The sequence below is a fragment of the Levilactobacillus huananensis genome (assembly GCF_003946145.1).
In the GTDB taxonomy this organism is placed as follows: Bacteria; Bacillota; Bacilli; order Lactobacillales; family Lactobacillaceae; genus Levilactobacillus; species Levilactobacillus huananensis.
In genome coordinates this window covers 82,686-106,156 of record NZ_RHOC01000005.1, presented here as the reverse complement: position 1 = coordinate 106,156, position 23,471 = coordinate 82,686, and the positions used below count along the sequence as shown (strand labels likewise).

34 protein-coding genes are annotated in these 23,471 nt (G+C 46.5%); 33 read left to right on the top strand and 1 reads right to left on the bottom strand.

Going from position 1 to position 23,471, the window contains the following annotated elements; translation table 11 throughout:
* Positions 1-19: 19 nt before the first annotated feature.
* Complete coding sequence (gene rpoC / locus EKM71_RS05900) at positions 20-3,667, top strand: DNA-directed RNA polymerase subunit beta' (RefSeq protein WP_125573709.1); 3,648 nt, start codon at positions 20-22, stop codon at positions 3,665-3,667.
* Positions 3,668-3,726: 59 nt separating this feature from the next.
* Here the strand turns inward: rpoC and EKM71_RS05895 are convergent, their stop codons facing one another.
* Complete coding sequence (locus EKM71_RS05895; RefSeq protein ID WP_125573708.1) at positions 3,727-4,380, bottom strand: prepilin peptidase; 654 nt, start codon at positions 4,378-4,380, stop codon at positions 3,727-3,729.
* Positions 4,381-4,655: 275 nt separating this feature from the next.
* Between EKM71_RS05895 and rpsL the strand changes: the two genes are divergently transcribed.
* The 32 genes from rpsL (at position 4,656) to EKM71_RS05735 (ending at position 23,459) form a co-directional block, all read left to right on the top strand.
* On the top strand, positions 4,656-5,069 hold the full coding sequence (rpsL, locus tag EKM71_RS05890) for a 30S ribosomal protein S12 (RefSeq protein ID WP_125573707.1): 414 nt from the start codon (positions 4,656-4,658) through the stop codon (positions 5,067-5,069).
* Positions 5,070-5,142: 73 nt separating this feature from the next.
* On the top strand, positions 5,143-5,613 hold the full coding sequence (gene rpsG / locus EKM71_RS05885; RefSeq protein ID WP_057879271.1) for a 30S ribosomal protein S7: 471 nt from the start codon (positions 5,143-5,145) through the stop codon (positions 5,611-5,613).
* A 189-nt stretch (positions 5,614-5,802) separates the two neighbouring features.
* On the top strand, positions 5,803-7,902 hold the full coding sequence (gene fusA / locus EKM71_RS05880) for an elongation factor G (RefSeq protein ID WP_125573706.1): 2,100 nt from the start codon (positions 5,803-5,805) through the stop codon (positions 7,900-7,902).
* Positions 7,903-8,015: 113 nt separating this feature from the next.
* A complete protein-coding gene (locus tag EKM71_RS05875; protein ID WP_125573705.1) occupies positions 8,016-9,353 on the top strand; it encodes an MATE family efflux transporter in 1,338 nt (445 codons plus the stop codon).
* A gap of 444 nt (positions 9,354-9,797) precedes the next feature.
* Positions 9,798-10,106, top strand: a complete 309-nt coding sequence (gene rpsJ, locus EKM71_RS05870; protein WP_057879268.1) for a 30S ribosomal protein S10 — start codon at positions 9,798-9,800, stop codon at positions 10,104-10,106.
* Positions 10,107-10,144: 38 nt separating this feature from the next.
* On the top strand, positions 10,145-10,795 hold the full coding sequence (gene rplC / locus EKM71_RS05865; RefSeq protein ID WP_125573704.1) for a 50S ribosomal protein L3: 651 nt from the start codon (positions 10,145-10,147) through the stop codon (positions 10,793-10,795).
* A 21-nt stretch (positions 10,796-10,816) separates the two neighbouring features.
* The gene (rplD, locus tag EKM71_RS05860) at positions 10,817-11,440 is read left to right on the top strand and encodes a 50S ribosomal protein L4 (RefSeq protein ID WP_057879266.1); all 624 of its coding nucleotides are present in this window, start codon (positions 10,817-10,819) and stop codon (positions 11,438-11,440) included.
* Positions 11,440-11,727 carry a 50S ribosomal protein L23 gene (rplW, locus tag EKM71_RS05855; RefSeq protein ID WP_057879265.1) on the top strand — a complete coding sequence of 96 codons (288 nt, stop codon included), beginning with the start codon at positions 11,440-11,442 and terminating at the stop codon, positions 11,725-11,727. The genes rplD and rplW overlap by 1 nt, the downstream gene beginning before the upstream one ends.
* Positions 11,728-11,753: 26 nt before the next feature.
* Positions 11,754-12,602 (top strand): 50S ribosomal protein L2, encoded by an 849-nt coding sequence (gene rplB, locus EKM71_RS05850; protein ID WP_125573703.1) that lies wholly within the window; start codon positions 11,754-11,756, stop codon positions 12,600-12,602.
* Positions 12,603-12,680: 78 nt separating this feature from the next.
* Complete coding sequence (rpsS, locus tag EKM71_RS05845; RefSeq protein WP_057879263.1) at positions 12,681-12,962, top strand: 30S ribosomal protein S19; 282 nt, start codon at positions 12,681-12,683, stop codon at positions 12,960-12,962.
* Positions 12,963-12,979: 17 nt separating this feature from the next.
* Positions 12,980-13,336 carry a 50S ribosomal protein L22 gene (gene rplV, locus EKM71_RS05840; RefSeq protein WP_057879262.1) on the top strand — a complete coding sequence of 119 codons (357 nt, stop codon included), beginning with the start codon at positions 12,980-12,982 and terminating at the stop codon, positions 13,334-13,336.
* A 3-nt stretch (positions 13,337-13,339) separates the two neighbouring features.
* A complete protein-coding gene (gene rpsC, locus EKM71_RS05835; RefSeq protein ID WP_057879261.1) occupies positions 13,340-13,999 on the top strand; it encodes a 30S ribosomal protein S3 in 660 nt (219 codons plus the stop codon).
* A gap of 1 nt (position 14,000) precedes the next feature.
* On the top strand, positions 14,001-14,435 hold the full coding sequence (rplP, locus tag EKM71_RS05830) for a 50S ribosomal protein L16 (RefSeq protein WP_057879260.1): 435 nt from the start codon (positions 14,001-14,003) through the stop codon (positions 14,433-14,435).
* Positions 14,425-14,619, top strand: coding sequence for a 50S ribosomal protein L29 (rpmC, locus tag EKM71_RS05825; protein WP_125544918.1), 195 nt, complete (start codon positions 14,425-14,427; stop codon positions 14,617-14,619). The genes rplP and rpmC overlap by 11 nt, the downstream gene beginning before the upstream one ends.
* Positions 14,620-14,644: 25 nt before the next feature.
* Complete coding sequence (gene rpsQ, locus EKM71_RS05820; RefSeq protein WP_057879258.1) at positions 14,645-14,911, top strand: 30S ribosomal protein S17; 267 nt, start codon at positions 14,645-14,647, stop codon at positions 14,909-14,911.
* A 50-nt stretch (positions 14,912-14,961) separates the two neighbouring features.
* A complete protein-coding gene (gene rplN / locus EKM71_RS05815) occupies positions 14,962-15,330 on the top strand; it encodes a 50S ribosomal protein L14 (RefSeq protein ID WP_057879257.1) in 369 nt (122 codons plus the stop codon).
* A gap of 34 nt (positions 15,331-15,364) precedes the next feature.
* Positions 15,365-15,676 carry a 50S ribosomal protein L24 gene (gene rplX / locus EKM71_RS05810; protein WP_125544914.1) on the top strand — a complete coding sequence of 104 codons (312 nt, stop codon included), beginning with the start codon at positions 15,365-15,367 and terminating at the stop codon, positions 15,674-15,676.
* Positions 15,677-15,701: 25 nt separating this feature from the next.
* Positions 15,702-16,244, top strand: coding sequence for a 50S ribosomal protein L5 (gene rplE, locus EKM71_RS05805; RefSeq protein WP_057879255.1), 543 nt, complete (start codon positions 15,702-15,704; stop codon positions 16,242-16,244).
* Positions 16,245-16,262: 18 nt separating this feature from the next.
* Positions 16,263-16,448 carry a type Z 30S ribosomal protein S14 gene (locus EKM71_RS05800; RefSeq protein WP_083488579.1) on the top strand — a complete coding sequence of 62 codons (186 nt, stop codon included), beginning with the start codon at positions 16,263-16,265 and terminating at the stop codon, positions 16,446-16,448.
* 33 nt (positions 16,449-16,481) lie between these two features.
* A complete protein-coding gene (rpsH, locus tag EKM71_RS05795) occupies positions 16,482-16,880 on the top strand; it encodes a 30S ribosomal protein S8 (RefSeq protein WP_057879254.1) in 399 nt (132 codons plus the stop codon).
* Between the two features lie 30 nt (positions 16,881-16,910).
* On the top strand, positions 16,911-17,447 hold the full coding sequence (rplF, locus tag EKM71_RS05790) for a 50S ribosomal protein L6 (RefSeq protein ID WP_125573702.1): 537 nt from the start codon (positions 16,911-16,913) through the stop codon (positions 17,445-17,447).
* Positions 17,448-17,478: 31 nt separating this feature from the next.
* Positions 17,479-17,844, top strand: a complete 366-nt coding sequence (gene rplR / locus EKM71_RS05785) for a 50S ribosomal protein L18 (RefSeq protein WP_272947297.1) — start codon at positions 17,479-17,481, stop codon at positions 17,842-17,844.
* A 22-nt stretch (positions 17,845-17,866) separates the two neighbouring features.
* A complete protein-coding gene (gene rpsE, locus EKM71_RS05780) occupies positions 17,867-18,370 on the top strand; it encodes a 30S ribosomal protein S5 (RefSeq protein ID WP_057879251.1) in 504 nt (167 codons plus the stop codon).
* 14 nt (positions 18,371-18,384) lie between these two features.
* On the top strand, positions 18,385-18,567 hold the full coding sequence (gene rpmD / locus EKM71_RS05775) for a 50S ribosomal protein L30 (protein ID WP_057879250.1): 183 nt from the start codon (positions 18,385-18,387) through the stop codon (positions 18,565-18,567).
* Positions 18,568-18,602: 35 nt separating this feature from the next.
* The gene (gene rplO, locus EKM71_RS05770; RefSeq protein WP_125573701.1) at positions 18,603-19,037 is read left to right on the top strand and encodes a 50S ribosomal protein L15; all 435 of its coding nucleotides are present in this window, start codon (positions 18,603-18,605) and stop codon (positions 19,035-19,037) included.
* Positions 19,037-20,347: a preprotein translocase subunit SecY gene (gene secY, locus EKM71_RS05765; RefSeq protein WP_125573700.1), complete on the top strand. Its 1,311-nt coding sequence runs from the start codon at positions 19,037-19,039 to the stop codon at positions 20,345-20,347. Before rplO ends, secY begins: the two co-directional genes overlap by 1 nt.
* Before the next feature lie 92 nt (positions 20,348-20,439).
* Positions 20,440-21,090 (top strand): adenylate kinase, encoded by a 651-nt coding sequence (locus EKM71_RS05760; RefSeq protein ID WP_318530874.1) that lies wholly within the window; start codon positions 20,440-20,442, stop codon positions 21,088-21,090.
* A 162-nt stretch (positions 21,091-21,252) separates the two neighbouring features.
* Positions 21,253-21,471: a translation initiation factor IF-1 gene (gene infA, locus EKM71_RS05755; RefSeq protein ID WP_057879246.1), complete on the top strand. Its 219-nt coding sequence runs from the start codon at positions 21,253-21,255 to the stop codon at positions 21,469-21,471.
* Positions 21,472-21,501: 30 nt separating this feature from the next.
* Entirely contained in the window at positions 21,502-21,621 is a 120-nt protein-coding gene (rpmJ, locus tag EKM71_RS05750) for a 50S ribosomal protein L36 (protein ID WP_008855781.1), read from the top strand.
* Positions 21,622-21,648: 27 nt separating this feature from the next.
* A complete protein-coding gene (gene rpsM / locus EKM71_RS05745) occupies positions 21,649-22,014 on the top strand; it encodes a 30S ribosomal protein S13 (RefSeq protein ID WP_125573698.1) in 366 nt (121 codons plus the stop codon).
* A 17-nt stretch (positions 22,015-22,031) separates the two neighbouring features.
* Positions 22,032-22,421 carry a 30S ribosomal protein S11 gene (gene rpsK, locus EKM71_RS05740; protein WP_057879244.1) on the top strand — a complete coding sequence of 130 codons (390 nt, stop codon included), beginning with the start codon at positions 22,032-22,034 and terminating at the stop codon, positions 22,419-22,421.
* An 87-nt stretch (positions 22,422-22,508) separates the two neighbouring features.
* On the top strand, positions 22,509-23,459 hold the full coding sequence (locus tag EKM71_RS05735) for a DNA-directed RNA polymerase subunit alpha (RefSeq protein ID WP_125544902.1): 951 nt from the start codon (positions 22,509-22,511) through the stop codon (positions 23,457-23,459).
* Positions 23,460-23,471: the final 12 nt, after the last annotated feature.

Here is a 23,471-nt window from a genome sequence, read left to right as displayed (position 1 = left end):
AATAAGGGAGGTCGCTTCTTTGGTCGATGTCAATAAGTTCGAAAGCATGCAGATCGGGCTGGCTTCACCTGATAAGATCCGTAGCTGGTCTTACGGGGAAGTTAAAAAGCCTGAAACCATCAACTACCGGACGTTAAAGCCTGAAAAAGATGGACTTTTCGACGAGCGGATTTTCGGTCCTACTAAGGATTGGGAATGTGCCTGTGGAAAGTACAAACGGATCCGTTACAAGGGTGTCGTTTGTGACCGTTGTGGGGTCGAAGTTACCCGTTCTAAGGTTCGTCGTGAACGGATGGGCCATATTGAATTAGCAGCTCCTGTAACCCACATCTGGTACTTCAAGGGTATTCCAAGTCGGATGGGTCTTGTCCTAGACATGAGCCCCCGTGCTCTGGAAGAAATCATCTATTTCGCATCTTACGTTGTTCTTGATCCCGGCGATACACCTTTGGAAAAGAAACAACTCCTTTCCGAACGTGATTACCGTGACAAGCTCGTAGAATACGGCAGTCAAGCCTTCAAGGCTGAAATGGGTGCCGAAGCCATCAAAAAGTTATTGATGGCCGTGGATTTAGATAAAGAAGTTACAGAATTAAAGGAACAATTGAAGGATGCTACTGGCCAAAAGCGGACGCGTGCCGTTCGTCGTTTGGACATTTTGGAAGCCTTCGTGACATCTGGTAACCGTCCTGAATGGATGGTAATGGATGCTATTCCGGTAATTCCACCTGATTTACGGCCAATGGTACAACTCGAAGGGGGACGTTTTGCAACGTCTGATCTTAATGACTTGTACCGGCGGGTTATCAACCGGAATAGCCGGTTGAAGCGTTTGTTAGACTTAAACGCACCTGGTATCATCGTTCAAAACGAAAAGCGGATGCTTCAAGAAGCCGTTGACGCCTTGATCGATAACGGTCGTCGTGGCCGTCCAGTTGCTGGTCCTGGTAATCGTCCATTAAAGTCTCTTTCACACATGTTGAAAGGGAAGCAAGGGCGTTTCCGTCAAAACTTGTTAGGGAAGCGGGTTGACTACTCTGGTCGTTCCGTTATTGACGTTGGTCCTTCCCTCAAGTTCAACCAAATGGGTCTCCCAGTGCCAATGGCTTTGGAATTATTCCGGCCATTTATCATGAAGGAACTCGTTGCACGTGGCTTGGCTTCTAACATTAAGAATGCTAAGCGCCAGATTGACCGTGAAGATGACGATGTCTTCAATGTTCTTGAAGATGTTATCAAGGAACACCCTGTTCTGTTGAACCGGGCCCCTACGCTTCACCGTTTAGGGATTCAAGCGTTCGAACCAGTCTTGGTTAGTGGTAAGGCTATGCGTCTTCACCCATTGGCTTGTGAAGCTTACAACGCCGATTTTGATGGGGACCAAATGGCCATCCACGTGCCTTTATCTGACGAAGCGCAAGCTGAAGCACGTTTGCTGATGTTGGCTGCTCACCATATCTTGGCACCTGCCAGTGGTAAGCCAGTCGTTGCGCCTTCACAAGATATGGTTATCGGGAACTACTACTTGACGATGGAAGAAGACAACCGTGAAGGGGAAGGTATGATCTTTACCGACCTCAACGAAGCTGTTCTGGCTTACCGGAACGGTTTGGTTCACTGGCACAGTCGTGTCGGTGTTCAGGTTTCCTCCATGCCAGACAAGCCATTCACCGATGATCAACGCACCAAGATTATGGTAACGACTGTTGGGAAGTTGATCTTTAACAATATCCTGCCAAAGTCTTTCCCATACTTGAATGAACCTACTAACACAAACTTGAATGGTTACGTCCCTGACAAGTACTTCTTGGCACCGGGTGAAGACATTCATGATTACTTGCAAAATGCCGAATTAATCGGACCGTTCAAGAAGGGCTTCTTGTCCGACATTATCGCGGCCGTTTACCAACAATACAAGGTTACTGAAACCTCTAAGTTGTTGGACCGGATCAAAGATTTGGGTTACGACGAATCGACGAAGTCTGGGTTAACGGTTGGGATGGTCGACGTCACCGACTTGAAGGAAAAGCCAGAAATTATCGACGCAGCCCACAAACAGGTTGCCACGGTAACGAAGCAATTCCGGCGTGGGTTGATTACGGACCACGAACGTTACGAACGTGTCATTGGGATCTGGAACGATGCCAAGGATGATATTCAAAACGCTCTGATCCACAGTTTCGACCAACAGAACCCTATCTTTATGATGAGTGATTCTGGTGCCCGGGGGAACATTTCTAACTTTACGCAATTAGCTGGTATGCGTGGATTGATGGCCGCACCTAGTGGGGACATCATGGAATTGCCTATCACGTCTAACTTCCGTGAAGGCCTGACGGTTATGGAAATGTTCATTTCGACCCATGGGGCCCGTAAAGGGATGACCGATACGGCCCTCAAGACTGCCAACTCAGGTTACCTGACTCGGCGTCTGGTCGATGTGGCGCAAGATGTTATCATTCGGGAGAAGGATTGTGGAACTGACCGTGGTTTGAAGATTCGGGCCATCACTGATGGAAACGAAATGATCGAACCTCTGTACGACCGAATTCTCGGCCGTTACACGCAGAAGTCAGTTGTCGATCCTAAGACCGGTGACATCATCGTGCCAAAGAACCAAATGATCGTTGAAGACACCGCTCAAAAGATTGTTGATGCTGGTGTTGAAGAGGTCACGATTCGCTCTGCCTTCACTTGTAACACTGAACACGGTGTTTGTGAACACTGTTATGGTCGTAACATGGCCACTGGTGATGAAGTTGAAGTTGGTGAAGCAGTCGGAACTGTTGCCGCACAATCTATCGGTGAACCAGGAACGCAATTAACCATGCGTAACTTCCATACCGGTGGTGTTGCCGGGAACGAAGATATCACCCAAGGGCTTCCTCGTGTTCAAGAATTATTTGAATCTCGGAACCCTAAAGGTAAAGCTGAGATTACTGAAGTTACTGGGACGGTTGAATCAATCGAAGAAAACCCAGCTGACCGTGTCAAAGAGGTTACGATCAAGGGTGAGGCTGATACTCGGAGTTACAAGTTACCAATCACTGCTCGCATGCGAGTTTCTGAAGGGGACTTTATCCACCGTGGTGCTGCCTTGAACTATGGGTCTGTTGATCCTAAGGAACTTCTGCGTGTTCGTGACGTCTTGTCTACTGAAACCTATATTTTAGGCGAAGTGCAACGTGTCTACCGGATGCAAGGTGTGGCTATCAGTGATAAGCACGTTGAAATCATGGTTCGTCAGATGCTTCGGAAGGTTCGGATCATGGATCCGGGCGATACCGATGTTTTACCTGGGACTTTGATGGATATTCAAGACTTCCGTCGCGCTAACTACCAGACATTAATTTCTGGTGGGATCGCCGCTACGGCTCGTCCAGTTATCTTGGGGATCACCAAGGCTGCCCTGGAAACGAACAGTTTCTTATCAGCCGCTTCCTTCCAAGAAACAACGCGTGTCTTGACCGATGCTGCTATTCGAGGCAAGAACGATCCATTGGTTGGTTTGAAGGAAAACGTTATTATTGGGAAGATTATTCCTGCCGGTACTGGGATGCCAGATTACCGTCAGATCAAGCCCAAGGAAGTTGGCGGTTCGTCAACCGAAGGCGTCTACTCAATCAGCGATTTGGAAAAACAAATGCAAGAAGACTCTCAAGCTTAATTTCGGTTAAGCGACTTAGTCGGGGGACTCGTCAGAGATGGCGGGTCCTTTTTGTTTGTCTAGGAATAGAGCCACCATCCCAGCGCACTACTGGTCAAATAGGGGATCAGGGCAATTCGTCCAGGAAAATGGCGATTGATAACTAGCGCCAGGAGGCAAGCGGTCAATAGCCACCAGGCCAGCGCTTGCACACCAAAAGCCAAGCCATAGAGGCCTATAAATTCTAGATCGCCGTCACCGATGAGTGGTTCGGACAGGGATGGCCAGATTAGACGGATACCAAGTAGCCAGAGCATGGCTAGCCCCCAGATGAGGGGACTAGATGTCCAGAACAGCACGGGGAGACTTAGCCAACTGATAATACTGGGGAAGGTTTGGGTGGCAGCATCACACAGCGCGGCATACCCCCACAAGTAGAGCCAGATAACTGTGAGCAGGGTCGCCGGCCCCGTGATGGTGGTGGCCAGCCAACCACCAGATATTTCGAGGATAAGGGTCTGTAAAGGAATTGCAGCGTGACAGGTGTGACAACGTCCACGTTGATAGAGATAACTCAGAATGGGAATGAGTTGCCAAGGTCGGAGTGGTGTTTGACAGGTATCGCAATGAGATCCTGGTGTATTGGGTGATTCGTGGCGGGCATAGCGACTGCTGGTGGCACCAATCAAGGAACCAAAGCAACAACCGTAACAGAATAGGAAAAAAGTTGACATGTGTGATCACCTCTTAGATACCTCCGTGAAAAATGCCAGATTGTTTTCAGAGAATTGTGATAACCCTTATTGACATTGGTTTTCTGGCATGGTATTCTATTCAAGGTGCTTTTCGCAGACAGGTCTCGGGTAACATACCAGACATGCTGACTGACGGCGGGAGGGACACTTCAATTAGATCCCCCGTCTAGGTGGCTTTTTTCTTTCAAGAAAAATGAACCACCTGGATGTGTGGACTTAAACTCTATCAGAATACAGAAAGGAGGACTAGTTAGATGCCTACTATCAACCAATTGGTGCGTAAAGGTCGTAAATCTAATAGTTCTAAATCAGATGCCCCAGCTTTAAACTACGGGTATAACAGTTTCAAAAAAGCTCAAGTTAAGAATCCTGCTCCTCAAAAGCGTGGGGTTGCTACTCGTGTCGGTACCATGACACCTAAGAAGCCTAACTCAGCTTTACGGAAATATGCACGTGTACGGTTGTCAAACTTAATTGAAGTGACTGCTTACATTCCTGGTATTGGTCATAACCTTCAAGAACATAGTGTTGTCTTAATTCGTGGTGGCCGGGTGAAGGATTTACCTGGGGTTCGTTACCACATCGTGCGTGGTGCGCTTGATACTGCCGGTGTTACCGACCGTCGTCAAAGCCGTTCTAAGTACGGTACCAAGAAGCCTAAGGATTAAGAATCACGACATTAACTGACTTGCACGGATGCCGTCAAGCAGTTACTAAACAATATTCAAGGAGGATAATATAATGCCTAGAAAAGGAATTGTACAAAAGCGTGAAGTCCTTCCTGATCCAATTTACAACTCAAAGTTGGTTACTCGTTTGATTAACCACACGATGATGGATGGGAAACGCGGAACTTCAACTAAAATCATTTATGGTGCCTTCGACATCATTAAGAACGAAACTGGTAACGATCCAGTGGAAGTCTTCGAAGAAGCAATGAAGAACGTTATGCCAGTCTTGGAAGTCAAGGCTCGCCGGGTTGGTGGATCAAACTACCAAGTCCCAATCGAAGTTCGTCCAGATCGTCGGACGACTCTTGGTCTTCGTTGGATGGTACAGTACTCTCGTTTACGTGGTGAACACACGATGGTTGAACGCTTAGCGCGTGAAATCATGGATGCTGCCAACAACACGGGTGCTGCTGTTAAAAAGCGTGAAGACACTCACCGGATGGCAGATGCCAACCGTGCCTTCGCCCACTACCGTTGGTAGGAGCAGCCATCGCACTGCTTTAATCGCGGTGTGATAAAATGTTAGAGCGGAGTGTCTCATGACTCTCACGCCTCTAACTTAAAGGAGCAATCCTTTAATCCAGAGGTGGCTACTAAAATCAATTGCGATGTTAGTAGTCACTTTTTGGCACAATCTACGATCAATTTTGAGAGGAGTTACACATTAATCATGGCTAATACTCGTGAATTCCCGCTTGATAAGACTCGTAATATCGGTATCATGGCTCACATCGATGCTGGTAAGACGACGACCACTGAGCGTATCCTGTATTACACTGGTAAGATCCACAAGATTGGTGAAACCCACGATGGGGCTTCACAAATGGACTGGATGGAACAAGAACAAGAACGTGGTATCACGATCACTTCTGCCGCAACGACTGCGGAATGGAAGGGTCACCGGATCAACATCATCGATACTCCAGGGCACGTGGACTTCACTGTTGAAGTTGAACGTTCTTTGCGTGTGCTTGATGGTGCCGTAACTGTCTTAGACGGTCAAGCCGGTGTTGAACCACAAACCGAAACTGTTTGGCGTCAAGCCTCAGATTTCGATGTTCCTCGTATCGTGTTCGTGAACAAGATGGATAAGCTGGGTGCCGACTTCGACTTCTCAGTTAACTCCATTCACGACCGGTTACAAGCCAACGCGGTTGCCTTACAAATGGCAATCGGTGCCGAAGATGATTTCGCAGGTGTTGTTGACTTAATCGAGATGAAAGCCTACGTTTACGACAAGGATGAATTGGGTTCCTCATGGGACACAGTTGAAATCCCTGCTGACATGCTTGAAGAAGCTAAGAAACGTCATGAAGGCATCATCGAAAGCGTCGCTGACGTTGATGATGAAATCATGGAAAAGTACCTTGAAGGTGAAGAAATCACCAAGGCAGAACTTAAGGCCGCTATTCGGCGTGCAACGTTGAAGCTGGAAATGTTCCCAGTCTTCGCCGGTTCTGCTTTCAAGGATAAGGGTGTTCAAATGTTGATGGACGCCGTTGTGGACTACTTACCATCTCCATTGGATGTTAAGCCATACAACGCCACTGTTCCTGATACTGATGAAGCCGTTACACTGCGTGCCGATGACGACGCGCCATTCGCTGCCTTAGCCTTCAAGGTTGCCACCGACCCATTCGTTGGTCGTTTGACATACATCCGGGTTTACTCCGGTACCTTGGAAGGTGGTTCATATGTCTTGAACGCCACTAAGGACAAGCGTGAACGTGTTGGACGTCTGCTGCAAATGCACTCCAATCACCGTCAAGAAATTCCAGAAGTCTTCTCCGGTGATATTGCCGGGGCCATTGGTTTGAAGAACACCACTACTGGTGACTCTTTGACTGACCCTGATCACCCACTTCACTTGGAATCCATGAACTTCCCAGATCCAGTTATCCAGGTTGCCGTGGAACCTAAGACGAAGGCTGACCAAGACAAGATGAACAACGCCTTACAAAAGCTTTCTGAAGAAGACCCAACTTTCAAGGCTGAAACTAACCCTGAAACTGGTGAAACTCTGATCGCCGGGATGGGTGAACTTCACTTGGACATCATCATTGACCGTATGAAGCGTGAATTCAAGGTTGAAGCGGACATTGGTGCTCCTCAAGTTGCTTATCGTGAAGCCTTCACGAAGCCAACTAAGGTCCAAGGTAAGTTCGTTCGTCAATCTGGTGGTAAAGGTCAATATGGTGACGTTTGGATCGAATTCACCCCTAACGAACGTGGTAAGGGTTACGAATTCGAAGACGCTATCGTTGGTGGGGTTGTTCCTCGTGAATTTATCCCTTCAGTTGACCAAGGTCTGCAAGAAGCCATGGCAAACGGTGTCTTAGCCGGTTATCCATTGGTTGATGTTAAGGCTAAGTTATACGATGGTAGTTACCATGAAGTCGATTCTAGTGAAGCAGCCTTCAAGGTTGCCGCTTCGTTGGCTTTACGTAAGGCTGTCCAAAGTGCTGGTCCTGTTATCTTGGAACCAATCATGAAGGTTGATATCCTGGTACCAGAAGAGTACATGGGTGATATTATGGGCCAAGTTACCGCACGTCGTGGTAAGGTCGATGGTATGGAAGCTCGTGGAAACGCACAAATGATTCACTCCTTCGTTCCGTTATCCGAAATGTTCGGTTACGCTACAACGTTACGTTCTGCTTCTCAAGGTCGTGGTACCTTTACCATGACGTTTGACCACTACGAACCAACGCCAAAGAGTGTTCAAGCTGATATTATCAAGAAGAATGGCGGCACTCCAGTCGAAGACTAGTCCGACTCTTCTGTAAAGAAACGTCTCACCTTATGGTGGGGCGTTTTTTTGTGCCTTGATCGCGTGGTATAATTTGTGAGGCATAGATTCAAAAAGAGAGAAGTGACCATATAATGGAAGAATTGTTTGAAAAAGAGCCGATTCCGCGGGCCTATTTCAAGCTGGCATTGCCCGTCGTACTGGGCATGGTGGCTAGTATGATTTACAATTTGGCGGATACATATTTCGTTTCACAGACGCAAAATACGGCTTTGGTCGCAGGAGTGGCCCTGTGCACGCCTTTATTTTCGTTTCTAATTGCGGTCGGGGATATCTTCGGTCTCGGGGGAAGTTCTCTGATTTCACGATTATTGGGTGAGAAGGACTTTCAGACGGCTAAGCGCGTCAGTAGTTTTTGCCTCTATGGGGCGATTGTGGTTGGATTGCTGGTGACTGTCTTTCTGCTAGCGTTCACGCGCCCCATTTTGATGATGTTTGGGGCAACATCGACGACTTACCATTATACCGAGCAGTTTTACCGCATCATGTCCCTGGGTGCTATGCCAATCATGGTCTCAATTGTCTCAGGAAACTTGATTAGAACCGAGGGTTTTGCGACCCAGTCGATGATTGGCACAATGGTGGGAACAGTGGTTACCATTATTCTTGATCCTCTTCTGATTTTTTCAGCGGGTATGGGAGCGGCTGGGGCGGCTTTAGCGACGATTATTGGCTATAGTCTCTCAGCAATTCTATTGCTCTGGCTGACGGCTTGCTATTGTCAGGTGGTAACGATTGATGGTCGACAAAGTCACATTAATCGTTACCTGCTGAGACAGGTGCTTTTGATTGGGATCCCAGGATCAATTACAAACCTGATGCAGGCATTCGGAACGGCGGTCTTGAATCGCTATCTGGTCAATTTTGGCCCAACACGGGTGGCTGCAATGGGGATCGTGCTCAAGGTCTATCTGGTTATCATGTTGGTTATGATCGGATTTGCCTTTGGCGCCCAGCCACTGATTGGTTACACGTATGGGGCAAAAAATCAAAAGCGATTCAATCAGGTTCTCCGCTTTGACCTGCTAGTAGAGGTGGGCTACGCCTTAGTCGTCGCCATTCTCTTGATGGTTTTTGCGCCAAGCCTCATTGGACTATTTCTCCACAATCAAGCGGTTATGACCGCAGGGACATATATGCTTCGGACCTTTCTCGTAACAACGCCATTCGTAGGGGTAGTATTAGTCTACACGACGGTCTTTCAAAGCACAGGGAAGGCGTTAGCGGCACTTCTGATGTCTATCTCACGGCAAGGCGTGGTCTTCTACTTATTCGTTGCTGTTGGCGCTGAGTTATTGGGTTATCACGGCATTATCTGGGCGCAGCCGGCCGCTGATGTTGTGACTGGTCTGTTGGGATGGCTTTTGGCACGGACAACCTTTAAGCACCGGTGGGGGGAAGAGAAAGACTGACCGTGTGCTCGCGGGTCAGGGCCTATTTAAGAGAATCACGATAATTTTATTAGGAGATTTGTCAAAGATAAGGTATAATAACACGCGTTGGCCTTAATTGGGAAAAACTGGATGACCAGTCGTTCTTTTTCATTGAATTCAGTTAAATTGTATTTAATTAGAAGAAAGTTGATTAAAACTTCCAGGTTATGCTAGGAATAGCCAATAATTATTTAAGACAAATCGCAAGCAATTTCGCGAAAACCCTTGCCATATGGCACTTTATTTAGTATGATAGTTAAGTGCTGAATTTCTGAGGGGACATTTGCGCCCCCTGGGGATCGCCAAAAAGTTTAAGCGATGATGTGGGAGATTGCGACACGCCCGGCCGCTTTGCCATGAGGGCGTGGCGGGAATTTCCACGGAGTTAGTCTTATTTTTAAAATAGACGAAGGAGGGAACACAATGGCAAAACAAAAAATTCGGATTCGGTTGAAGGCTTACGAACATCGTATCCTCGACCAATCAGCAGAGAAGATCGTTGAAACTGCTAAGAGAACAGGTGCCGGTATCTCTGGTCCTATTCCATTACCAACAGAACGGACGATCTACACCGTATTACGTTCACCACATAAGTTTAAGGACTCACGTGAACAGTTCGAAATGCGGACTCACAAGCGTTTGATCGATATCGTTAATCCAACGCCAAAGACAGTTGACTCATTAATGAAGCTCGACTTGCCTAGTGGTGTGGACATCGAAATCAAGTTATAATTTTTCAAAATAAATACAATATAATCGGAGGTGTACTCATGACCACAAAAGGAATCTTAGGGAAAAAGGTCGGGATGACGCAGGTCTTCACTGATGCTGGCGAATTAATCCCCGTTACTGTTGTCGAAGCAACCCCAAACGTAGTGTTGCAAGTTAAGACAATGGAAAACGACGGTTACGATGCCATTCAACTTGGTTACCAAGACAAGCGTGAAGTACTCAGCAACAAGCCCGAACAAGGTCATGTAGCAAAAGCAAACACGACTCCTAAGCGCTTCATTCGTGAATTCAGAGATGTTGAGCTGGGAGATTACAAGGTAGCAGACGAAGTTAAAGTTGATACCTTCCAAGCAGGAGACATCGTTGATGTCACTGGTGTAACTAAAGGTCATGGTTACCAAGGTAACGTTCATAAGGACGGTCAACGTCGTGGCCCTATGGCTCACGGTTCTCGTTATCACCGTCGTCCAGGTTCTCTGGGTGCTATCATTAACCGGGTATTCCCTGGTATGAAGCTTCCAGGCCGGATGGGTAACAAGCAAGTTACTATCTTGAACCTTGAAGTTGTTAAGGCAGATGTTGAAAACAACGTTCTGTTGATCAAGGGTAACGTGCCAGGTGCTAACAAGTCACTCGTTACTGTTAAGAGTGCTGTTCGCCCACCACGTGAAAAGCATTCAGATAACTAATTAGGAAGGGAGGATAATTAAATGACAAGCGTAGCATTATACAAACAAAATGGTAGCCAAAACGGCGACGTAACGTTGAATGCCGACATCTTCGGTATTGAACCTAACGAAAACGTCGTGTTCGACACGATTTTGATGCAACGGGCATCCATGCGCCAAGGAACTCACGCCGTTAAAAACCGGAGTGCCGTTCGTGGTGGTGGTAAGAAGCCATGGCGTCAAAAAGGTACCGGTCGTGCACGTCAAGGTTCCATCCGTTCACCACAATGGGTCGGTGGTGGTGTGGTCTTTGGACCAACCCCTCGCTCATACAGTTACCACCTTCCTAAGAAGGTTAGCCGTTTAGCATTGAAGTCCGTTCTTTCCCAGAAGGTTCTCGATGACAGTTTCGTCGTAGTTGACGGATTATCATTCGACACCCCTAAGACGAAAGAATTCGCTGATATGCTGGCTGGTTTGAACGTCACAACTAAGACGTTGGTTGTCCTTGAAGATGACAACGTTAAGGCCGCATTAGCAGCCCGGAACTTAGCAAATGTTAAGGTAATTCCTGCCAAGAGCTTGAATGTCCTTGATATTGCTAACGCCGACAAGTTAGTGATTACCCAACCAGCACTTTCTCAAGTAGAGGAGGTACTCGCATAATGGAATCACGCGATATTATTTTACGTCCAGTTGTCACTGAAGCATCAATGGCTACTATGGATGACAAGCGTTACACGTTCGACGTTGACGTACGAGCAACCAAGACACAAGTTAAGCATGCCATTGAAGACATCTTTGACGTTAAGGTTGTTAAGGTCAACATCATGAACTTGAAGGGTAAGAAGAAGCGTCAAGGTCGTTACGAAGGCTTAACTAAGAAGCGTCGTAAGGCCATTGTCAGCTTATCTGCCGACTCTAAAGAAATCAAGTTATTCAACGAAGAATAAAATCTCAGATATAGGAGGGAAATAACGTGGCGATTAAGAAATACAAACCAACAAGCAATGGTCGTCGTAACATGACCAGCATGGTTTACAAAGACGTCATCACTAAGACGACTCCTGAAAAGTCATTGCTTGATTCACAAAGTCACTCAGCCGGCCGTAACAACGCTGGTAAGATGACTGTCCGCCATCGTGGTGGTGGTAACAAGCGTCAGTACCGGATCATCGATTTCAAGCGGATGAAGGACGACGTTCCTGCAACCGTTAAAGCTATTGAATATGACCCAAACCGGACTGCTAACATTGCCTTATTAGTCTATGCTGATGGTGTAAAGTCTTACATCATTGCACCTAAAGGTTTAAAGGTTGGTGCTCAGGTTCAGTCAGGTCCAGAAGCTGATATCAAGATCGGTAATGCATTACCATTGAAGAACATTCCATTTGGAACTGTTATTCACAATATTGAATTAAAGACTGGTAAGGGTGGCCAATTGGTTCGTTCTGCCGGAACTTCAGCTCAATTATTGGGTAAGGCTAATGATGACAAGTACGTACTGGTTCGTTTATCATCTGGTGAAGTTCGGATGATCTTGAACGTTAACCGGGCTACTATCGGTGCCGTAGGTAACGAAGAACACGAATTGATTGTTGTCGGTAAGGCCGGCCGTAATCGTTGGGCTGGTCAGCGTCCACATGTTCGTGGTTCTGTAATGAACCCTAACGATCACCCACATGGTGGTGGTGAAGGTAAAGCACCTGTTGGTTTACCATCTCCTCTTTCTCCATGGGGTAAGAAGACCGTTGGTAAGAAGACGCGGAAGAAGAAGAACAAGACTAGCAAGTTCATCGTTCGTCGTCGTAAGGGTTCCAAGATGTAATCATCCGGTAATCCGGATGTTAAGAGACCTGGTGATCATCGTGTATAACGATGCGCCACAAGTAGAGGAGGTTTCATAATGGGTCGTAGTTTGAAAAAAGGACCTTTTGCCGATGCGCATTTGCTCAAGAAGATTGATGCGCAGAAGGATCAAGACAAGAAGACCGTCATCAAGACCTGGTCACGTCGGTCTACTATTTTCCCTAGCTTCGTAGGTTACACCATTGCAGTTTATGACGGACGGAAGCATGTCCCAGTTTACGTGCAAGAAGATATGGTTGGCCACAAGCTTGGTGAATTCGTACCGACTAGATTATTCCGTGGTCATGGTAGCAGTGACGATAAGAAAACAACTCTTTGATAAGGAGGATTAACTAAATGGCTGAACAAGTTACATCAGCGCAAGCAACCGCCAAAACGGTTCGAGTTGCTGCTCGCAAACTCCGCCTTGTCATCGATCTTATCCGCGGCAAGAGCGTAGCTGAAGCGCTAGCTATTCTAAAGTTCACACCGCGTGGTGGTTCACCGGTTGTGGCAAAAGTTTTAAATTCTGCGATTGCTAATGCAGAAAACAATTTTGACTTAGATCGTCAAGATCTAGTTGTCAGCGAAGCCTTCGTTAACGAAGGACCAACCCTCAAGCGGTTCCGTCCTCGTGCTAAGGGTTCTGCTTCACCAATCAACAAGCGTACGAGTCACATTACGGTTGTTGTATCTGAAAAGAAGGAGGGATAACGCGTGGGACAAAAAGTAAATCCAACTGGATTACGGGTCGGTATCATTCGCGACTGGGAAGCAAAGTGGTATGCTGAAAAAGACTTTGCTGCTTACCTCAAGGAAGACCTTGCAATTCGTAAATTCATTGAAAAGCGTCTCGTTGACGCCTCTGTCTCAACTGTTGAGATTGAGCGTGCTGCAAACCGCGTCAACATCTCAATCCATACTGCCAAACCAGGGATGGTTATTGGTAAGGGTGGTTCTGAAGTCGAAAATCTCCGTAAGGAATTGAACGACTTAACTGGCAAGCGGGTTCACATCAACATTGTTGAAATCAAGAAGCCAGATTTAGATGCAAAATTGGTCGGCGAAAACATCGCTCGTCAATTGGAGGGCCGTGTTGCCTTCCGTCGGGCTATGCGTGGAACGATGCAACGGACTATGCGCTCTGGTGCCAAGGGTATCAAGACGCAGGTTGCTGGTCGTTTGAACGGTGCTGATATGTCTCGTACTGAAAGCTACGCTGAAGGTACGGTTCCTCTGCACACGTTACGTGCTGATATCGATTATGCTTGGGTAGAAGCTCACACTTCATACGGTTCTCTGGGTGTTAAGACCTGGATCTACCGTGGTGAGATCTTGCCTGAAAAGAAACAAACTAACGGACAAGGAGGGAAATAACATGCTGGTACCTAAGCGAGTAAAGTTCCGTCGTGTCCACCGTGGTAAGCTACGTGGCGAAGCCAAGGGTGGCAAGAGTGTTGCTTTCGGCGACTACGGTTTGCAGTCATTAGATTCCAAGTGGATCTCTAACCGTCAAATCGAAGCAGCCCGTGTTGCAATCACTCGTTACATGAAGCGTGGTGGGAGAGTTTGGATTAAGATTTTCCCTCACAAATCCTACACTGAAAAAGGTGTTGGGGTCCGGATGGGTAATGGTAAAGGTACACCAGCTGGCTGGGTAGCCCCAGTTAAGCGTGGTAAGGTAATGTTCGAAGTCGGTGGCGTCTCTGAAGAAGTCGCTCGCGAAGCATTACGCCTGGCTGCCATGAAACTTCCCGTTCGTACGAAAGTTATTACCCGAGAGGAAGTAGGTGGCGAATCTAATGAAGGCTAAGGAAATTAACGAATTGACCACTGCCGAAATGCTCGATAAAGAAAAGAGCTATAAGGACGAATTATTCAACTTGCGCTTCCAATTAGCCACTGGCCAACTGGAAAACACTGCTCGGTTGAAGCAAGTTCGTAAGAACATTGCGCGGCTTAAGACCGCTCTTCGCCAACAAGAACTGAACAACTAGAATACGATAAAGGAGGTCACAATACATGAGTGATGTACGTAATCACCGCAAGGTATACCGTGGTCGTGTCGTGTCTGACAAGATGGACAAGACGATCACAGTTGTCGTTGAAACGACAAAAACGGATGCACGATACGGTAAGCGTGTCAAGTACTCTAAGAAGTACAAGGCACATGATGAAAAGAATGAAGCGCAAACTGGCGACATTGTTGAAATCATGGAAACGCGGCCAATGTCTGCTACCAAGCGGTTCCGCTTAGTCGACGTTGTTGAAAAAGCAGTAATCATTTAAGTGTCGTTTTTATCGTATTCTGAACTAGAACTGAAGGGAGGACACTAGCCGTGATCCAACAAGAAAGTCGCTTAAAGGTAGCCGATAACTCTGGCGCCCGTGAAATTCTGACAATCAAGGTTCTGGGTGGCTCAAAGCGTCGCTACGCCGGAATCGGTGATGTCATCGTTGCTACTGTCAAACAAGCAACACCAGGTGGCGTTGTCAAAAAAGGTGATGTTGTTAAGGCAGTCGTTGTACGTACGAAGTCTCGTGTACGTCGTAACGACGGTTCATACATCAGTTTTGATGAAAATGCTGCAGTGCTGATTAAAGACGACAAGAGCCCACAAGGGACTCGTATCTTTGGGCCAGTTGCTCGTGAATTACGAGACAACGACTACATGAAGATTATCTCATTAGCACCCGAAGTACTGTAATTAAGAATCGTGTAAACAAGGAGGTGCCCACAGAATGCTTATTAAAACTGGTGACAAGGTCCGCGTAATCGCTGGGAAAGACAAAGGCAAAGAAGGAACTGTATCTAAGGTTCTGAATGCCAAGAACCGCGTGATCGTTAAAGGCGTCAATATGATCAAGAAGCACCAAAAGGCTTCTCAAGCTAGCCCACAAGGCGGGATCATCGATATTGAAGCACCAATTCATGCATCCAACGTAATGCTCATTGATCCTTCGAACAACGAACCAACCCGGCTTGGCGTTCGAGTTGAAGATGGTCACAAAGTCCGGTTCGCTAAAAAGTCCGGCGAAACCATCGACAAATAATCACTGAAAGGAGGAACATAATTTCATGTCAGCTCGTTTAAAAGAAAAGTACGTTAATGAAATTACCCCATCATTGGTGGAAAAGTTCAGCTACAGTTCCGTTATGCAAACACCTAAGATCGACAAGATCGTTTTGAACATGGGTGTTGGTGATGCTGTTACCAACGCTAAGAACCTTGATGAAGCCGTTGAAGAGCTTGGTTTGATTTCTGGTCAAAAGCCATTGGTTACTAAGGCCAAGAAGTCAATCGCAACCTTCCGTCTTCGTGAAGGCATGTCAATTGGTGCTAAGGTTACCCTCCGTGGGGACCGCATGTACGAATTCCTGGATAAGTTGATCAACGTGTCATTGCCACGTGTTCGTGACTTCCATGGTGTTAGTTCTCGTGCCTTTGATGGCCGTGGTAACTACACTTTGGGGATCAAAGAACAATTGATCTTCCCAGAAATTAACTTTGATAACGTTAACCGTGTTCGTGGTTTGGACATTGTTATCGTAACAACGGCTAACACCGATGAAGAATCACGTGAATTGTTGACTCAATTCGGTATGCCGTTTACACACTAAAAAGGAGGTTCACACAAATTGGCTAAGAAATCACAAATTGCTAAGAACAAGCGTCCTGCGAAGTTCTCTACTCAGGAATATACTCGTTGCGAACGTTGTGGACGTCCACACTCTGTTTATCAAAAATTCCACCTTTGCCGTTTATGCCTACGCGAACTTGCCCACAAGGGTCAAATTCCTGGTATGAAGAAGGCTAGCTGGTAATACGAATTTTAAACAAAGGGAGGGAAATCGTTAATGTCCATGACTGATCCTATTGCAGACTTCTTGACTCGGATTCGTAACGCGAACATGGTTCGCCACGAATCACTCGAAGTACCTGCATCAACAATTAAACGTGACATCGCTGAAATCCTGAAGCGCGAAGGTTTCATCCGTAACGTTGAATACATCGATGATGACAAGCAAGGTATCATCCGCGTATTCCTCAAGTACGGCAAAGACAACCAACGTGTTATCAGTGGTTTGAAGCGTATTTCAAAGCCCGGCTTACGTTCATACGTCAAGGCCGACGCTGTTCCAAAGGTATTGAACGGTTTAGGTATCGCTATTATCTCCACCTCTGAAGGTGTAGTTACTGATAAAGAAGCGCGTGCCAAGAAAATCGGTGGCGAAGTTCTCGCCTACGTTTGGTAAAACTTTTAAGAAGATAGGAGGTGCCTTACAGTGAGTCGTATTGGTTATAAAACTGTCAAAGTCCCAGCTGGCGTTGAGGTTAAGCGCGATGGCGATCAAGTTACGGTTAAAGGTCCTAAGGGTTCTTTGACCCGTACTTTCTCTGACTTCATTACGATGAAGATCAGTGATGGTGCCGTTGATTTCGACCGTCCAGATAACAACAACAAGACGCGGGCCCTTCATGGTACGCAACGAGCTAACTTGAACAACATGGTTGAAGGTGTTGTCAATGGCTTCGCAAAGACCTTGAAGTTAGTCGGTGTTGGTTACCGTGTTCAAGCTAAGGGTAAGACCTTGGTATTGAGCGTTGGTTATTCTAACCCTGTTGAAATGGCTATTCCAGAAACCTTAGATGTTAAGGTTCCTGACAACACCACTATCAACATTTCAGGCATTAGTAAGCAAGAAGTCGGTGACTTCGCTGCTGAAATCCGTGCCGTCCGTTCACCAGAACCTTACAAAGGTAAGGGTATCCGTTACGAAAACGAATTCGTTCGCATTCGTGAAGGTAAAACTGGTAAGTAAAGCAGCTTAAAGCTGATAATTCTACAAAGAGGTGACTATTTTGATTACGAAACCAGATAAGAACAAGACACGTCAAAAGCGTCATATGCGTGTCCGCAACAAAATTTCTGGAGATGCAGTACGCCCACGCTTAAACGTTTTCCGCTCTAACAAAAACATCTACGCTCAAGTCATTGATGACGTAGCGGGTGTCACGCTTGTTAGTGCCTCGACGTTAGATAGTGAAGTGACTGGCGACAACAAGACTGAACAAGCGAAAGCTGTCGGTGTTTTAGTTGCTAAGCGCGCTGTCGAAAAGAAGATTAGCAATGTTGTGTTTGACCGTGGCGGATACTTATATCATGGCCGGGTACAAGCATTAGCAGAAGCTGCTCGTGAAAACGGGTTGAAATTTTAACAGTAAGGAGGAATAACCACACATGGCAAAATTTATTGATCCCGACAAGTTAGAACTTGAAGACAACGTTGTTGCTATCAACCGAATTACCAAAGTTGTTAAGGGTGGCCGTCGTCTTCGGTTCTCTGCTTTAGTAATTGTTGGTGATAAGAACGGCCACGTTGGCTTTGGTACTGGTAAAGCACAAGAAGTTCCAGAAGCCATTCGTAAGGCTGTTGAAGCCGCTCGTAAGAACTTGATCGAAGTTCCAGTCGTGGGAACGACCATTCCTCACGAAGTACTGGGAACATTTGGTGGTGGCAAGATTATGCTCAAGCCAGCCGCTGAAGGTTCTGGAGTTACGGCCGGTGGTGCCGTTCGTTCCGTCATGGAACTTGCAGGTATCGCTGACGTTACTTCAAAGCGTTTAGGTTCTAACACGCCGGTCAATGCAGTTCGTGCCACTTTTGCTGGCCTGACTGAATTGAAGCGTGCTGAAGAAGTTGCCGCTCTCCGTGGTGTCTCTCTTCAACACTTAGCTGAATAAGGAGGGGTATTAAAATGGCTCAATTAAAAGTTACTTTAATTCATAGTGTCGCTCACCGCCTCCCTAAACAGCGGAAGATTGTGGAAGCTATGGGCTTACACCGAGTTAATAGCTCAGTTGTACAGCCTGATAACGAAGCAACTCGCGGTGCGCTTTTCCAAATCGCACATTTGATTAAGGTTGAAGAAGTTAAGTAGTACTCATATCATTAAATAAGGAGGTGCGCAATAGCATGAAGTTGAATGAATTAAAACCTGCTGAAGGCTCACGGAAGGTTCGTAACCGAGTTGGCCGTGGTGATTCTTCTGGTAATGGTAAGACCTCAGGTCGTGGCCAAAAGGGTCAGAAGGCTCGTAGCAAGACTCGTTTGGGTTTTGAAGGGGGCCAAATGCCTCTATACCGTCGTATTCCAAAACGTGGGTTTACCAACATTAACCGTAAGGAATTTGCTGTCGTAAACTTATCCGCTTTGAACGTCTTCGATGACGGCGCCGAAGTAACCCCAGTTAACTTGGTAGAAGCTGGAATCGTGAAGAACGAAAAGGCCGGTATCAAGGTTTTGGGTAACGGTGAGTTAACGAAGAAGTTGACGGTAAAGGCCGCTAAGTTCTCCAAGTCAGCTGTACAAGCTATCGAAGCTGCTGGTGGTAAGACTGAGGTGATCTAATGCTATCAAGCTTGAAAAACGCCTTTAAGATTAAAGACATTCGTAATAAGATTCTCTTTACTCTTCTGGTTTTGATTGTCTTTCGGTTGGGTACCTACATTACTGTCCCCGGCATTAACGCGAAGGCACTTCAAAGCGTCGCGTCTTCTGGGTTGGTTAGTATTTTAGATACTTTTAGCGGTGGTGGGTTGAGTAACTACTCCATCTTTGCGATGGGGGTCTCACCTTACATCACGGCACAAATCGTTATTCAATTGTTACAAATGGACATCGTACCGCGCTTCGTTGAATGGAGTAAGCAAGGTGATGTTGGTCGTCGGAAGTTAAACCAAGCCACACGTTACTTGGCGATTTTTCTCGCTTTCGTTCAGTCTATCGGGATTACGGCCGGTTTCAGTGCTTTAAGTTCACTGAAATTGGTTCAAAACCCGAGTGTCACAACGTACTTATCGATTGGGTTAATCTTGACCGGTGGAACGATGTTGACGACCTGGATGGGTGACATGATCACCGACCGTGGACTAGGCAATGGGATCTCAATGATTATCTTTGCGGGTATCATTGCTCGGACACCTAATTCCGTCTACAAACTTTACAAAACTTATTTTGTCGACATTGCGTCAGGTGACATGTGGAAGAGTGTATTGTTCATTTTAGGCTTAATCGTTTTAGTTCTAATGATCGTCACGTTCACAACGTGGGTTCAACAAGCTGAACGTCGAGTACCGATGCAATACACACGTCGTGTATCTGGTTCGCCAGATAGTAGTTACCTTCCTTTGAAGGTTAACGTTGCTGGTGTTATTCCAGTTATCTTCGCAAGTTCGTTTATTGCGACGCCTCAGACTATTCTGATGGCGTTCCAAAATACGCACTCAACGGATGGCTGGTATCAAACACTCTCGAACATCTTTAACATGCAAACCTTGGATGGTGCCATTCTGTACACTGTTCTGATCGTTGTGTTCACGTTCTTCTATGCGTTTGTTCAGGTTAACCCTGAAAAGTTGGCTGAGAACCTGCAAAAGCAGGGGAGCTACATTCCAGGTGTTTGGCCAGGACATGAAACGCAGTCATATGTTTCCAACTTACTCATGCGTCTCAGCACTGTTGGGGCCTTGTTCCTTGGATTCATTTCCTTAATTCCGTTATTAGCCCAAAACCTTTGGGACTTAGATGAATCAATTGGTTTGGGTGGTACCAGCCTCTTAATCGTGGTTGGGGTTGCCATTGAAACCATGCGCCAAGTTGACGGATTGATGATGAAGCGCGAATACGTTGGCTTTATCCAAGATCCAGAACCAGCTTAATGAGTTTCCAGCGGGTGTGTTGATCTCTTAGCACACCTGCTTGTGTTTTTCAGGCGAATAATTACGAAGTAAGGAGCATGAACATGACAGCAATGAATTTAATTCTCATGGGTTTACCGGGTGCCGGTAAGGGGACCCAAGCCCAAAAAATCATCGATGAGTTCCATTTGCCACATATTTCAACGGGAGACATCTTCCGTGCGGCAATGAAGAACGAAACGAAGATGGGGTTGGCCGCTAAGACCTACATCGACAAAGGTGAATTGGTTCCTGATGAAGTCACTAATGGCATCGTCAAGGAACGATTAGCCGAAGCCGATACGGCTAAGGGGTTCATGTTGGATGGGTTCCCTCGTTCCATTGTTCAAGCTGAGGCTTTAGATAGCTTTGGCCCAGAACTGGATCGGACCATCAACGCCGTGATTAATATTCACGTCGAACCGGATGTTCTAATCGAACGACTCTCGGGTCGTTACATTTGCCGGAATTGTGGGGCAACTTACCACAAGCTCTACAACAACCCTAAGGTTGAAGGAACTTGTGATGTTTGTGGTCACCATGACTTTTACCAGCGTGAAGACGACAAGCCGGAAACGGTTAAGAATCGTTTGGCAGTTAATTTGAAGGCCAATACGCCTTTGGTTGAGTACTACACGAAGAAGAACCTTTTGTTTACGGTGGATGGTAATCGGGATATCGATGATGTTTACGTCGACATTGAAAAGATCTTGAAGGCCCTGTAAGTTGATGTAATTCTTGCGTCGATGTAAGAATTATGGTAGACTTATTTAGGTTTAGCCTGTAAATGGCGCGCTGTCGCAATTCACAGGTGCTAGGTGGGTGCCGCATCCGCGGCCCGACCGCTTTTACGTGTGTATGCACGCAATTAAAAGGGAGGTACTTTCGTGGCGAAAAGCGATGTCATCGAAATCGAAGGTAAAGTTACCGAAACATTACCTAATGCAATGTTTCGAGTCGAATTAGAAAACGGTCATGAGATTCTTGCTCATGTCTCCGGTAAGATTCGGATGCATTACATCCGGATTCTGCCTGGTGACCGAGTAACTGTTGAAATGTCACCGTATGACTTGTCTAAAGGCCGGATTACTTATCGTTTCAAGTAATCGGTTTGGACAGATGTAGGAGGGATATTCATGAAAGTAAGACCATCAGTTAAGCCAATGTGCGAACACTGCAAGGTTATCAAGCGTAAGGGCCGAGTTATGATTATTTGCTCAGCCAACCCTAAGCATAAACAACGCCAGGGTAAGTAATTTCAATTTATAGGAGGTGTACATTCAATGCCACGTATTGCTGGAGTGGATTTACCACGTGATAAGCGTATCGCTTATGGTTTAACTTACATTTTTGGGATTGGTATCAACACGGCTCACAAGATCGTTGCCGATGCCGGTGTCTCTGAAGACGTTCGGGTTCGTGATTTAACTCCCGACCAAGAAGACAAGGTTCGTGCCGAAGTCGACAAGTACAAAGTCGAAGGTGACTTACGTCGTGAGGTTACGTTGAACATCAAGAACTTACAAGAAATTGGTTCTTACCGTGGAATGCGTCACCGTCGCGGATTACCTGTTCGCGGTCAACACACTAAAAACAATGCCCGCACTCGGAAGGGTAAAGCCGTTTCCGTTGCCGGTAAGAAGAAGTAAAGGAGGGTTATCACTTTATGGCTACTAGAAAAACTAGTCGCAAGCGTCGGGTCAAGAAAAATATTGAATCCGGTGTTGCACACATTCATGCTACGTTTAACAATACATTAGTTATGATCACGGACGTTCAAGGGAACGCCATTGCTTGGTCATCAGCTGGTGCCTTGGGCTTTAAGGGTAGTCGGAAGTCAACACCATTTGCTGCGCAAATGGCTGCTGAAGCCGCTGCTAAGTCCTCAATGGAACACGGTGTCAAGTCCGTAGAAGTTGCTGTTAAGGGTCCTGGTTCAGGACGTGAAGCTGCTATCCGGGCCATCCAAGCCGCTGGTATCGAAATCACCGCTATCCGCGATGTTACGCCAGTGCCTCATAATGGGACTCGTCCTCCAAAGCGCCGTCGGGTTTAACGTGAGCGTTTCATTAATGAGGGCAACCTTCATGATGGGATTGACTTATAGAAGCTCAACGCGGTTTGAAAGGGGTAAACGATAAGAATGATTGAATTTGAAAAGCCTAACATTCATAAAATTGACGAAAGCAGTAACTACGGTAAGTTCATTGTCGAACCGTTGGAACGTGGTTACGGGACAACGCTTGGTAATTCCTTACGTCGGATTCTGCTTTCATCATTACCTGGTGCAGCTGTTACCAGCATTCAAATCGACGGGGTTTTACATGAATTTTCAACTATCGAAGGGGTTGTTGAAGACGTCACGCAAATCATCTTGAATGTGAAGAAGATTGCTCTGAAGCTCAACGGTTCTGACGAACAAGAGGAATCCATGGAAATCAACGTTAAAGGACCAGCACAGGTCACTGCCGGTGACATTGTTGCGGGTGCGGACGTTGACGTTTTAAACCCAGATCTGTACATTGCTACGGTTGCCGATGGGGCAACGTTCCATATGCGGATGACGGCGGATAAGGGCCGAGGTTATGTTTCTGCTGATGAGAATAAGACTCGCAACACTGACATGCCAATTGGTGTCTTAGCCGTTGATTCCATTTATACCCCTATCGAACGGGTTAACTACCAAGTAGAGAATGCACGAGTTGGCCAACGGGCTGACTACGATAAATTGACCCTGGATGTTTGGACAAACGGTTCAATTAATCCAAGCGAAGCCATTGCTCTGGCTGCAAAGATCTTAACCGAACATTTGGCAATGTTTGTCGACTTGACTGACGAAGCTAAGAATGCGGAAATCATGGTTGAAAAAGAAGAGACGCACAAGGAAAAGATGCTTGAGATGACCATCGAAGAGCTCGACTTGTCCGTACGTTCTTACAACTGCTTGAAGCGTGCTGGTATCAACACGGTTCAGGAATTGACTAATAAGACTGAAGCAGACATGATGAAGGTTCGTAACTTGGGTCGCAAGTCCCTCGAAGAAGTTAAAGCTAAGTTAGCTGACTTAGGTTTGTCACTTCGGAAGGAAGACTAATTTTAGACACTC